Origin of the sequence: Micromonospora sp. WMMA1363 (assembly GCF_030345795.1) — a bacterium.
Classification (GTDB): domain Bacteria; phylum Actinomycetota; class Actinomycetes; order Mycobacteriales; family Micromonosporaceae; genus Micromonospora.
The window spans coordinates 1-10,478 of the sequence record NZ_JAUALB010000003.1 but is presented as its reverse complement, the minus strand read 5'-3'; the positions used below and the strand labels follow the sequence as shown (position 1 = coordinate 10,478).

Annotated in this window: 14 protein-coding genes; 10 read left to right on the top strand and 4 right to left on the bottom strand. The window is 68.4% G+C overall.

Annotated features, from left to right (window positions below):
• A partial coding sequence (locus QTQ03_RS28090; RefSeq protein ID WP_289281045.1) for a BRO-N domain-containing protein occupies positions 1–233 on the bottom strand: 233 nt, incomplete at its 3' end.
• A 1,410-nt stretch (positions 234–1,643) separates the two neighbouring features.
• Here QTQ03_RS28090 and QTQ03_RS28085 point away from each other — a divergent pair.
• Positions 1,644–2,576 (top strand): tyrosine-type recombinase/integrase, encoded by a 933-nt coding sequence (locus QTQ03_RS28085; protein ID WP_289278880.1) that lies wholly within the window; start codon positions 1,644–1,646, stop codon positions 2,574–2,576.
• Between the two features lie 5 nt (positions 2,577–2,581).
• Here the strand turns inward: QTQ03_RS28085 and QTQ03_RS28080 are convergent, their stop codons facing one another.
• From QTQ03_RS28080 to QTQ03_RS28070, 3 genes are all read right to left on the bottom strand, one after another.
• Positions 2,582–2,908, bottom strand: a complete 327-nt coding sequence (locus QTQ03_RS28080) for a hypothetical protein (RefSeq protein WP_289278879.1) — start codon at positions 2,906–2,908, stop codon at positions 2,582–2,584.
• A 438-nt stretch (positions 2,909–3,346) separates the two neighbouring features.
• Positions 3,347–4,102, bottom strand: coding sequence for a GntR family transcriptional regulator (locus QTQ03_RS28075; protein ID WP_289278878.1), 756 nt, complete (start codon positions 4,100–4,102; stop codon positions 3,347–3,349).
• Positions 4,103–4,104: 2 nt separating this feature from the next.
• Positions 4,105–4,635 carry a UTRA domain-containing protein gene (locus QTQ03_RS28070; protein WP_289278877.1) on the bottom strand — a complete coding sequence of 177 codons (531 nt, stop codon included), beginning with the start codon at positions 4,633–4,635 and terminating at the stop codon, positions 4,105–4,107.
• A gap of 234 nt (positions 4,636–4,869) precedes the next feature.
• Between QTQ03_RS28070 and QTQ03_RS28065 the strand changes: the two genes are divergently transcribed.
• The 9 genes from QTQ03_RS28065 to QTQ03_RS28025 all read left to right on the top strand — a co-directional run bounded on the left by QTQ03_RS28065 (position 4,870) and on the right by QTQ03_RS28025 (position 10,266).
• Positions 4,870–5,229 (top strand): DUF6907 domain-containing protein, encoded by a 360-nt coding sequence (locus QTQ03_RS28065; protein WP_289278876.1) that lies wholly within the window; start codon positions 4,870–4,872, stop codon positions 5,227–5,229.
• Positions 5,230–5,233: 4 nt separating this feature from the next.
• Entirely contained in the window at positions 5,234–6,556 is a 1,323-nt protein-coding gene (locus QTQ03_RS28060; protein WP_289278875.1) for a hypothetical protein, read from the top strand.
• 151 nt (positions 6,557–6,707) lie between these two features.
• A complete protein-coding gene (locus tag QTQ03_RS28055) occupies positions 6,708–6,839 on the top strand; it encodes a hypothetical protein (RefSeq protein ID WP_289278874.1) in 132 nt (43 codons plus the stop codon).
• Positions 6,840–6,946: 107 nt separating this feature from the next.
• The gene (locus QTQ03_RS28050) at positions 6,947–7,318 is read left to right on the top strand and encodes a hypothetical protein (RefSeq protein ID WP_289278873.1); all 372 of its coding nucleotides are present in this window, start codon (positions 6,947–6,949) and stop codon (positions 7,316–7,318) included.
• A 10-nt stretch (positions 7,319–7,328) separates the two neighbouring features.
• Complete coding sequence (locus QTQ03_RS28045; protein WP_289278872.1) at positions 7,329–7,790, top strand: hypothetical protein; 462 nt, start codon at positions 7,329–7,331, stop codon at positions 7,788–7,790.
• A 115-nt stretch (positions 7,791–7,905) separates the two neighbouring features.
• Positions 7,906–8,844 carry a hypothetical protein gene (locus QTQ03_RS28040; RefSeq protein ID WP_289281044.1) on the top strand — a complete coding sequence of 313 codons (939 nt, stop codon included), beginning with the start codon at positions 7,906–7,908 and terminating at the stop codon, positions 8,842–8,844.
• Positions 8,820–9,539, top strand: coding sequence for a hypothetical protein (locus QTQ03_RS28035; protein ID WP_289281043.1), 720 nt, complete (start codon positions 8,820–8,822; stop codon positions 9,537–9,539). The genes QTQ03_RS28040 and QTQ03_RS28035 overlap by 25 nt, the downstream gene beginning before the upstream one ends.
• Positions 9,536–10,117, top strand: coding sequence for a hypothetical protein (locus QTQ03_RS28030; RefSeq protein ID WP_289281042.1), 582 nt, complete (start codon positions 9,536–9,538; stop codon positions 10,115–10,117). The genes QTQ03_RS28035 and QTQ03_RS28030 overlap by 4 nt, the downstream gene beginning before the upstream one ends.
• On the top strand, positions 10,117–10,266 hold the full coding sequence (locus QTQ03_RS28025) for a hypothetical protein (protein WP_289281041.1): 150 nt from the start codon (positions 10,117–10,119) through the stop codon (positions 10,264–10,266). Before QTQ03_RS28030 ends, QTQ03_RS28025 begins: the two co-directional genes overlap by 1 nt.
• Positions 10,267–10,478: the final 212 nt, after the last annotated feature.

Below are 10,478 nucleotides of genomic sequence, written 5' to 3'. Positions count from 1 at the left end.
TCGCAACGTAGAGGCCGGCCTCGGAGATCACGGTCATGTCCTGCTGGCCGGATGGGGGTACGCACTGAACGCGTACCCCTGTCGTCCTCGTCGAGGCGACGGGTCATGTCGGATTGCCATCGATATCCGAGCGGGCGGGCGATGTCGGCGGCGACGAACCAGGGGTCTCCGTCGGCCGGGAGAACGGTTCGGATCTCGGTGTCGTCGTAGGCGAACACCCGGACGGCGCTCATGCGGCTCGCCTCGCGCGGGCTTTAGCGCTCGTGGTGGGCGAGGTCGGCCATGTGCGCGCGGCGGAGTAGGCCGATGCGGCGGGCCCCGTTCGGCGGGGTCGGTGATCTCGGCTGGGACCTGGGCGTCGAAGCGGGCGGTTGAGGCGCGTTGGGCCGCTGCGGGGCAGTAGCTGTGGGGGTCGAGGGCACGGGCGGCGCGGCGGAGTCCGGCACGATTACGGCCGGCGGCGGCGCGGTCCTTTGCGGAGTTGCTCGTTCATGAGGCCCGCTCCCACATGGCGTCGCGGGGGGAGACCGAGGCGTTCGCGGCGCGGCGTTCGCGGCTTGCTGCTGGCGGCGTGGGTGCCACGTCGCCAGCGGTCGAGGGTGGCGCGGGAGATGACCATCAGTGCGGCGCGCTCGTCGTCGGTGGCGCCTCGAGCGCGGTGCACCGTTTGCTGACGATGTTCCCAGCGCAACCGCCACGTATCGGCCGGTGACACTGTGGGGGGAGGTTGGGTGTCATGCATGACACCCATCATGCACGTCTCATAAGTAGACGCAAGGGGGCGGCTCGAAGTCTCTCGTGACATTGGGTCGAATGTACCGTGTCATCCATGACCACCCGATGTCGCGCTCTCTACCTGCCGTCCAGTACTCCCCCGGACCGCGTACCACCGATGGCACGTGTCACGTGTGACGACGACAATGTCCGATCAGGGGACCTACCGTGTCCGCATGGCGCCCGTCTCCCGGACCAGAGAGGTCGCGACTTCGCGCAGCTCATCCGAGTGGGGACGGCGGCGAAAGGCTGGAACGCAGGAGGGACGTCATCGAGGAGGGCCGGCCTGTCGCGGTCGACGTACCTGCGCGGGAGGACGGCCGGGTCGAGCGCCCGACCCCCGGCAGGTGCGGGCAGTCTGCCGCGTGTGGGCATCGACCCTCGCGAGGCGGCCGTCGCGCTCGGTACCTCACCCGAGAGGAGATGGGGCTCGGGCCGGAGCCGCCGCGGATCCTCGACGCGCACGGTGGAGGAGGTCATCGAGATCCTCCAGGACCCGAACGTCACCGAGATCGAGAGGTGGGGAGTGGTGCAGTACCTCCGGTTCCGCACCGGCCGCCCAGTCGAGTCACGCCGCCGCCCGCGTCGGATAGACAGGCATCGTGTCAGGCAGATCTCGCCTATGCGGTTGTCGCTTGCCTGCCCAGCTTGGTAAACACGGGTTGCTTGGCGTACATAGCCTACGCCTTGTAAGCGAGATGTCGCCGGTTCGATCCCGGCCGGGGCTCCAAGTACCACTTAGAGGCCCGATGACCTGGGAAAACACCAAGGTCATCGGGCCTTAAACTTTGTCTGGCTGCCCGGATCGGACTTGCCTAGCCGCTCACACAGCACTCGCTTAGAGGAATGAGGGGGCATACCATGTGTCGATGGTGAGACATTCCCGGCCCGACCCGGGCCACCTCCGCCCCTTCATCGAGTCCTTCGCCCTTGAGCTGCGGATACGCGGCAAGAGCACCCGTACACGCGAGATGTACACCGATGCCGTGTCCTGGTTCGGCGGCTGGCTGATCCAACACAAGCCGGTGCAGTCCTGGGGGGGTGTCACACGTGGGCACCTCGGCGCGTTCTTTCTCTGGCTCGACGATCAGGGCTACTCCGCGTCGTACCGCAACAACATCGCGCGCTGCCTCCAGCAATTCTGCAAGTGGTACGCGGAGGAGGAGGATCTTCCGAACCCGTTCGAGCGGTTCGTGCCCCCCGCAGCCCCCAAGTTGGGGGAGAAGCTCGTGCCGGTCCTGGAACTGGAGGACATGCAGCGCCTGGTCAAGGACGCCGAGCAGGGACGCGACCTTGAGAGTCGTCGGGACGCAGCGATCTTGCGAGTGTTCGCCTGCACCGGAGTCCGGCTCGCCGAACTCGCGGGCCTGGAGGTCGGCGACGTGTCGGTCGCGGACCGAACCGCAATCGTCGTGGGCAAGGGCAGCAAGCAGCGGACGGTCAAGTTTGATCACAAGTGCGCCCAGGCGATCGACCGGTACAAGAGGGTCCGGGCCAGCCACAAGGCTGCCGCCCTGCCGGCCTTGTGGCTGGGTTTGCGACGGAACGAACGGGGGATGACCCGCTCCGGCATCTACCAGATGATCGCCCGCCGCGGAGAGCGATTGGGGATCAGGGTGCACCCGCACATGTTCAGGCACACCTTCGCGCACCGCTGGCTGGATGCCGGCGGCGCGGAGGGTGATCTCGAGGAGCTGGCGGGCTGGGAATCATCACAGATGCTGCGTCACTACGGTCGGTCGGCCCGGTCCGCCAGAGCCCGACGTGCGTACGACCGCGTGGACGTGATGGGTGGCCTGTAGCGGGCTTATCCGCGCTGGCTGGGGCCTGCTGGCTCGGACAGGTCCAGCCTGCCGCGGTCGGTGAGGTCCTTGACGGCGGCGCTGTAGCCGCACCACCAGCGCTTGTCTCCGGACTCGGTGAGCCAGAGACGGATATGGCCGGCCGCGAGGAGTGCGGCGGAGGTGAAGCCGAGGAGCAGCACGCCGACGAACAGCAGGCTGAGTCTGGGCGTGTGGGTCGCTTCGGGGCTGAGCACGATGATCATAAGTGCTGCGAAGAGCGCGACGGTGATGAGTCCGGCAAACCTACCGAGGGTGATCATCCAGCATTTGTGGAGCACGGTGCGGGTCATCTCCGATCAGGTGAGATTGGGGAGGGGCATGATCGGAGGTCGGACGGGGGTGCGCGCCGGCCTCCCGAGGGTTGCCGCTGGCGGTGCGGTCCCCGGTCTGCTATGGAGAGTGTGACTGCTGGATGGTGGCCACCTCCCCCGGGTTGGTGGCGGTCCCACGGATGGGACTGCCGTGCGGATCTCTGTGCAGGGGATTTAATCTGCTCTTCAAATTCACGTTATGCAAGTCGTACACACGTATTAGGTGTCGTGGAACTCGCGGGGATCTTGCATCGATGTCGGACATAGCCGACGCCTGATCGGCTGCCTGTCCGCTATCTGACTATCACGACCAGCAGTGCATCGCAGACAACTGCCACCATCTACGCATTCGCCGCCGGGTGGCAAAAGGGCGGCCACCCGCAACGGGTAGTCGCCCTCGACGCGACCGTCACCCACTCACGCCGGCCATCGGTAGCGCACCTCGTGTCGATGCCCCGCCTTCACCATCAGCTGGCACTCCACGACATCTCCGGTCGCGGCCACGACCACCCGGAACGTACGCAGGATCGGCACCTCGGTAGGCAGCGCCAAGGCGACGAACTCCTCAGACGTCGGGGGGCGGGTGGAGATAACGTCCTCGATGGATGCCGGCTCCACCCCCAGTTCGGCGAGCACCGCTGGGGCGCCGCCCTTGATGAGTCGCCGCGCGGTGAGCGGAGTGCCTCGGGCCAGGGCGACCGGATAGAAGGTCCACACCAGCTCGACTGGCTGCCCGTCGAGGGTAAGCAACTGCTGTCGGCGCACCACCGGCTCGCCCGGGTCGATGCCGAACGCTGCGGCGACCTGGACGGGCGCCGGGTGCTCGCCGACGTCGAGGAGCTGCGACGCGCCGCGCTGGCCGCGGTCCGCGGCGGCGGTGATCCATGCGTACGGCTGGCCGGGCGTCGACGGTGTGCTGTAGTCGGCGGGGGTGATGGTCTGCTGCTGGGTGGGGCGGACGAACACTCCGCGACCGGGCTGCCCTTCGAGGTAGCCCTCGGCCTTGAGGATGCCGAGGGCGTTCTGGATGGTGGCACCGTGGGTGCGGTGCTGGTCCATGAGTTCGGCGGTGGAGGGCAGTTTCGCGCCCGGGGCGAGGTCGCCGGACATGATGACGGCTCGAAGTTCGGCGGCGATCTGGTGAGAGCGGGGTCGGGGGTCGCGGGCGGTCACGGTCAGCCTGCCTGCCGGACGTAGCGGATGTGCTGGCCGGCGCGCATGACGTTGACGTCGACCTGGTAGGGCTGGCCGGTGTCGTCGAGCAGGATGCGGGTGAGGATCAGCGCCGGCTCGGGCTTCTGCATGGCCATCGTGGTCTGCTCGTACGGGGTGGTCCATCGGGTGGTGACGTCCTCGCGGACCTCGGTTGGGGTGTAGCCGAGTTCGGCGACGAACCGAACGGCGCCGCCGGGGATCTTTGCTGGCTGGGCGAGGGCGGTCATGGCGGCGAGGCTGGCTGGCCAGTATGACGTGGCGACCTCTACGGGTAGGTCGTTGGCGAGGATGAGCCGGCGGCGGGCGACGATGGAGAAGCCGGGGGCGACGCCGAGGTGCTCGGCGATGTCGGCTGGGGCTGGGATCGTCTCGACGTTGAGGACGCGCTGGCTGCCCTGCTGTCCGCGGGTGGCCGCGTCGGCTGTCCAGGCGTCGCCGGCGACGGGGTTGAGGTACTGGTCGGAGGTGCTGGTCCACCTCGGCTGTCCCATGGTCGGCGCTCCCTCAGCTTGTGGTGATCTCGGCTGACCTTACTGCCTTACCCGGCAAGTTCCTCGCATGTCGCACTGTACACGTCCTTGCTACCTTGCCAGGTATGGACGTATGGTGGCGGACGTGGACCTCCCTGACCGGCTCGCCTTGGCTAACGAAAGCGGCCCCCGGCGGTGCACCAACACCAGCCGAGGGCCTTGCCTCCAACCCTGCTGTGAGAAGGGCTGAAGACCATGTCCATCATCGCGCACGCTCCGACGTCCGCATCGCCGATTGTGCCGCCGGACTTCCCATCGAAGTGCCCTCCGTGGTGCGTCGACTGCTGGAAGGGCGGCGATTCATGGGAGACGCCGGACCCTGGGGTGACGTTTCACCACGGCGCGACCCGCACCATCGTGGCTACCGACGGGCCAGAGCAGCGTGAGGTGGAGATCTCGCTAGAACGTCTCGATGCTGACGGCGAAGAGGGTGCAACACAGGTCTATGTGCGGTCGTCGGACGGGGCCTTTAGCCTGAGCCTCGACGAGGCGGAGCTACTCGCCGCCGAGCTGTTCTCCCTGCTTGTGCGTGGCCGGCGCGACGGGCAGCAGTGACAGCATGAACCTGCCCGACTGGCTCGGCCCGGTGCTCGACGTGGCGCCGGCATACGCCCGGCATGTCGCGGTCGGCGCCGGGATCGTCGGCGCGCTGCTCGCCGCCGTGCTGGTCTGGCGGTTCCTGCGCACCGGCCACGCGCACACACGCGTCGGTACCCTCGCGGTCGTCCTCGCCACGGCGTTCGCCGCCGAGGGCATGTGGGAGGTCGCCCGGGGTGCACTCGAGCTTTCGATCCCGGTCGCCTTGGTCCTGTTCGGCATGTTCGAAGTTGTCATGGTGTCGCAGGGCCTGCTCGCCAAGCACAAGCTCACCCAGCAGCCGCCCGGTGACGTCCGCCGGCACATCCGTTTCGTGTGGGCGGTCGCCGCCGCGTCCGGAATCGTCGCCTCTACCGCGTCCAGCTCGGTGCCGGAGTTTCTGCTACGCCTGTTCGCCCCTGCTGTCGGTGCCGGGATTTGGTGGATGGGCATCACCGCCGACAAGCCGGGCGCCGTCGAGCAGCCGACGAGTTGGATCTGGACCCCCCGCCGTATCGGCATTCACCTGGGGCTGATCCAGCCGGGCCAGCAGGATCTGGTGCGGGTGGACCGGGATCGGCGTATCGACGCGATGACCGTGACCGCGCACCGGCTGCACCACGGGTCGCATCGGCTGGCGGGCTGGCGGAAGGCGAAGCTGCGTCGGCTCGCGTTGCAGGCCGACGATGCGATGGTCGTCGAGGCGCAGCGGAGGGTGGCGCGGGTGCACCGTATCGAGCAGCTCACCGATCCGTCTGCTGCTGTCGTGGAGCCGAGCGCTGACGAGTGGGCGTTGATGGACCGCACCCGCCGGAGCATGACGGAGGCGGCGACCCGGATCCGGACCCGTGACGAGTACGCCTGGACCAGCATCGTGGACCAGACACCCCGGCCGATGTGGTCCAACGGGCTGGTCCAGATGCGGACCAGCATCGCGGACCAGATCCGCACCGAAGCGGTGGACCAGGCCCGGACCAATGGCCGGTCCAACCCAGTGGACCGGGACTGGTCCACCTCGGACGGGGTGGACCAGCCCGAGACCAGGGACGCAGCAGCCGCCCGGACCACGCCGTTGCGGCGGACCGCCGTCCGCCTGGACCGTGTTCGTCCGGTCAGCCCGGCCGCCGCTGGGGATGTGCCGCCCCGGATAGAGGGCATGGTCCGTGACCTGAAGCGCGCGTATCGGGGTGACATCCCGGGCCGCCGGACGGTCATGGACCGTATGGGTTGGACCAGCGCCGGTGACGCCCAGACCGCTATCAACTTGGTCCGCGCTGAGCGGACCAAGACCAAGAAGGAGGACTAGACCATGCCGAAGAAGGACTCGTTCTACGTAGTCGCGACGGAGAACCACTCGGGCCGCACGCTGACCGTCTGACCACGAAGCTGCGGGGCCCGGCCCCACCTACCAAAGCCGGACCGGGCCCCGCCTCCAACCCCGAGAGGAAGGAACACCAATGTCCCACACCAACGGCAAGCGCCGGGGTGACACCAGCCTCGCGTGGCTCGCGCTCACCTACCTGGTGCTGCTGGTCGTGACCGTGCTGGCCGCTGGCGCGCTCGGCGCGTCCCTCGGGGGCCACCAGTGACCGCAGATGTGACGCAGCGTGAGACTGCACTCTGCAATGCAGACTCCGCCGACCTGCCCTCTGAGCGCGAAACCGGCCCGGAGACGCCGGAAGGTCTGCACTCTGCAATGACGGACAGTGACCGTCGTTCGTTGGATTCGCGGGCGTGGCTGTCCCGGTTCGGCGCGTACTGCACCCCGCCGGCCCTGCTGACGGAGCGGCGGCCGGCGCTGGACACGATGCGCCTGTACGCGGAGCGGGGCCGGTACACCGACAGCAGGCGCGGGCTGGTGCGTGCGTTCGGGCGGGCGTGGCTGGCCCTGGTGGCGGTCCCGGCTGTGGCGGCGGCCCGCCTGTTCGAGTGGCTGTTGGAGCGGCCGGCGCGGTTCGGGGTCGCGGTTGTCACCGTCAAGCTGCTGTCCACACTGCCCCCGGCCGTGTGGTTGGTCGATCACGTCATCCACCCCGGCGCCGACCTGGCGCTGTGGCTGTTCCTGTAAGGAGGCCTTTGTGGCGAAGCACGTGAATATCAGGTCGATTCGGCAGAAGGGGGTGAAAACCCTCGCCTGGCTGTCGTTCGGGCTCGCCTTCGTCGGTGGCGCGTTCGGCGCGGAGACGTTCGTCGGTGACGGAATCGAGTGGGTGCTGGAGGCGCTGCCGTGGGCGTGGCTGCCGGTGCTGCTACTGATCGTCGCCGTGGTCGGCACCCTGATCGACTCGTTCGTTGATGGCGTCCCGAACTGGTTCGCGGTCGGATCCGCGTTGTTGGCTCCGTCGATTGCGACAGCGGTGGACGGGAAGTTCGGCGACACGATCTCCGCCTGGGCTGACGGCGCGCAGGGGTGGGTCAACGGTCTGCTGACGGAGTGGACCGGTGAGCAGTCGGCGGTGGGTTTGACGTTGGCGTGCGCTGTGGCGTCGCTGTTGATGGCACGCCGGGTCATCCGCAAGTCGTCGACGGCGGAGGCGTGAGATGGGCCTCGACGTCCTGTTTTGGATCATGCTGTTGACCTGGATGGCAAAACGGTCAGCCGAGGATGTGACGTACGCGCTGAAGGGGCAGACGCCGCCGCGTCACCGTGAGCGCATGGAGCGCATCAGGCGGGGTGAGTCGCAGTCCCGGTACGGGGTGCGCGGTTGGCTGGACGACGCGACGGAGGATTTCCTGCGGGCTAACACCGGGTGGCGGCGTAGCCGGGCGGCGAAGAAAGCGGCGCAGCGGCTGAACGTGCCGGTTGACGACATGGTCGACGTGGTCCGCGAACCCCGGCCGGTGTCGGAGCGGCGGCGCGACCGGCATCCGACCGACCCGAACAACACCCGTAACTGTGCGACCTGTGAGGGCTCGGTGGTGCTGGATGGGCGGCCGTGTCCGCGCTGCCTGGCCGAGCAGCAGCGCCGTAACGCCGAGTGGGAAGAGCAGCAGCGCCGCAACGCCGAATGGAAGGACGGCATGCGCCCGATCGGTGACGTCGAGAGGCCGACGTGCGTGCGGTGCCGTGTGACCTACGCGCAGCCCGGCTCGGCGAACTGCCCCGCCTGCGACCGCGCCGAGGGCAACTACCCCACCGACACCCCCACCGCTCGCATCTACCTGTTCCCCGACGTCAAGAAGATCGAAAAGGAGATCGACATGGCTAACGCCGAGGTAACCGGCCTGCCTACTGCCATCGCCTACGCCGCTGAGGTCGCCGCGACCCACCAGCAGTTCAACTCCGAGGGCTACGCCGGGGCCCTGCAACGACTCGGCTTCGGCGACACCGTTCTGAGCCTGGAGGGCGAGGCGCGGGAGGCGTCGGCGACCGCGACCGCGAAGTGGACCGCCCTGGCGGAGGAGATGCAGAAGTTCCACGGCGGCCGGGAGTTCTACCAGTCCAACCGGACGCGCCGGACAAGGAGGCCCTGGTCAACGAGTGATCCGGGCTTCTTCCGTGGGGCGCAGACCGGGCTGGTCTGCGCCGCCGCGGTGGAAGCCTGGGGAGCCTGCTTGAGGGAGATGCCGTGGACACCCGATCCGAGCCGGTAGCCGGTGGGCTGCGTCCGCAGCTCGTCCCGCACGCCGCCGTCGGCGCGCTGGTGGTCGCCGCCGGTGCGGCGCGCATCGCTGTGCATGTGACCGGCGACGAGCAGCAGGTGGCCGTGTGGGTGGCCGGTGCCGCGTTCGTCATCGCTGTTGTGGCCGCGACGAAGGTGCGGGGGCGGGTGTTCGACCGGCGTGCCCGCCGACGGGCGTACACGTTCGCGGCGGTCGCCGGGGTGTGGCTGGTGTCGGTGACTGTCGCCGGTCTGTCGCTGGGCGCGGTCGGCATCCTGATGGCGTTCGGGTACGCCTTGTCGACGCACTGGTGGCGGTCCCGCCCGGTGGGGTTGATCCAGCAGAAGACGTCGAGGTCGGAGTACCAGCGGCTGTGGTCGGAGAACGTGGGCCGCCCGGACGGCGCGCTGCCCGGGTCGTCGCTGCGTGACCCTCAGCCCATCAAGGCCGGCATCCGGTACACGCTGCGGCTACGACCCGGCAAACAGGATCTCGGCATGACGATCGCGGCGGCGAAGAAGCTACGCGGCGGGCTGCGGTTGCAGGCGGACCAAGAGTTACTCATCGAGGCCCACCCAACTGAGCGGGAGCCGGACGTGCTGCTGACGATCGTCACCCGTTCCCCGATCCGTAGCAGTGTGGACTGGCTGGGCCGGAGGCGTTCGACTCGGCCTCCGGTCGGGTGACGCTCGGCCCGTACGCCGATGGGGAGGGCCTGGCCGCCTGGAGGGCGTACACCGAGCACCGGCTGTGGGGCGGGTACGTGCAGGGCGGAACCGGGTCGGGCAAGTCGCGGCTTATTGAGTCGGTGGCCATGTCCCTCGCCGCGAGCGCCAGCCATCCGACGGTGATCCTGTACGGCGACGGTCAAGGTGGCGCGTCGTCGCCGCTGCTCATGGCGCACGCCGACTTCAGGGCCCGCACCCACCAGCAGATCCTCGTGATGCTGGAGGGCATGCATCTGGTGATGCTGCTGCGGCAGGACGAGAACGCCATCGCGGCCCTTGAAGGGTTCACGCCGGCCGGCGATCGGCCCGGACTGCTGGGCATCATCGACGAGTGTCACAAGCCGATGTCGAAGCTGGAAAACGCAGGGGCATGGCAGCGCATCCAATACCTGGCGTCGACGATCGCCCGCGAAGGCGGGAAGGTTGGCGTTGCGCTACTGCTTGCGTCGCAGGCACCGACGCTGACGCGTTTGGCGGTGCGGGCACGCCGAGCGCTGAGGCGATCAGATCGAATCTGCTCGCCGGTAACGGGGTGATGATGCGGGGTAAGGACCCGAACGCGAAGTCGGTGTTCAAGGTAGACGTAGACCCGTCCCAGTTCCCGCCGCTACCCGGGTACGGGTACCTGATCGACCGGATCCGGAGGCCGGTCGGCGCCGTTCCGCAGCTACTACGTGAGCAATGAGCAGCGGAAGGTGTGGCCGAAGCGCATCACCTGGCGGTCGCTGGACCGGGTTCAGCGGCGGCGTGGGGTGTGACGTACCTGCGTCGGCACCAGATGGCAGACGAGGCGTTGGAGGCTGCCCGCCAGCGAATCGCCGCCCGCCGGGCAGGTGTGGCGCTTGACGTGTCGGTCGATCCGGTGCCGCCTTCGGACCGTGGGCGCCATCGACTTGC

What these genes read in the sequence shown, in the direction of transcription:
- QTQ03_RS28085 (WP_289278880.1), top strand. Translation starts at nt 1,644, where the DNA reads ATGGTGAGACATTCCCGGCCCGACCCGGGCCACCTCCGCCCCTTCATC.
- QTQ03_RS28080 (WP_289278879.1), bottom strand. Translation starts at nt 2,908, where the DNA reads ATGACCCGCACCGTGCTCCACAAATGCTGGATGATCACCCTCGGTAGG.
- QTQ03_RS28070 (WP_289278877.1), bottom strand. Translation starts at nt 4,635, where the DNA reads ATGGGACAGCCGAGGTGGACCAGCACCTCCGACCAGTACCTCAACCCC.
- QTQ03_RS28065 (WP_289278876.1), top strand. Translation starts at nt 4,870, where the DNA reads ATGTCCATCATCGCGCACGCTCCGACGTCCGCATCGCCGATTGTGCCG.
- QTQ03_RS28060 (WP_289278875.1), top strand. Translation starts at nt 5,234, where the DNA reads ATGAACCTGCCCGACTGGCTCGGCCCGGTGCTCGACGTGGCGCCGGCA.
- QTQ03_RS28055 (WP_289278874.1), top strand. Translation starts at nt 6,708, where the DNA reads ATGTCCCACACCAACGGCAAGCGCCGGGGTGACACCAGCCTCGCGTGG.
- QTQ03_RS28050 (WP_289278873.1), top strand. Translation starts at nt 6,947, where the DNA reads ATGACGGACAGTGACCGTCGTTCGTTGGATTCGCGGGCGTGGCTGTCC.
- QTQ03_RS28040 (WP_289281044.1), top strand. Translation starts at nt 7,906, where the DNA reads ATGGAGCGCATCAGGCGGGGTGAGTCGCAGTCCCGGTACGGGGTGCGC.
- QTQ03_RS28025 (WP_289281041.1), top strand. Translation starts at nt 10,117, where the DNA reads ATGATGCGGGGTAAGGACCCGAACGCGAAGTCGGTGTTCAAGGTAGAC.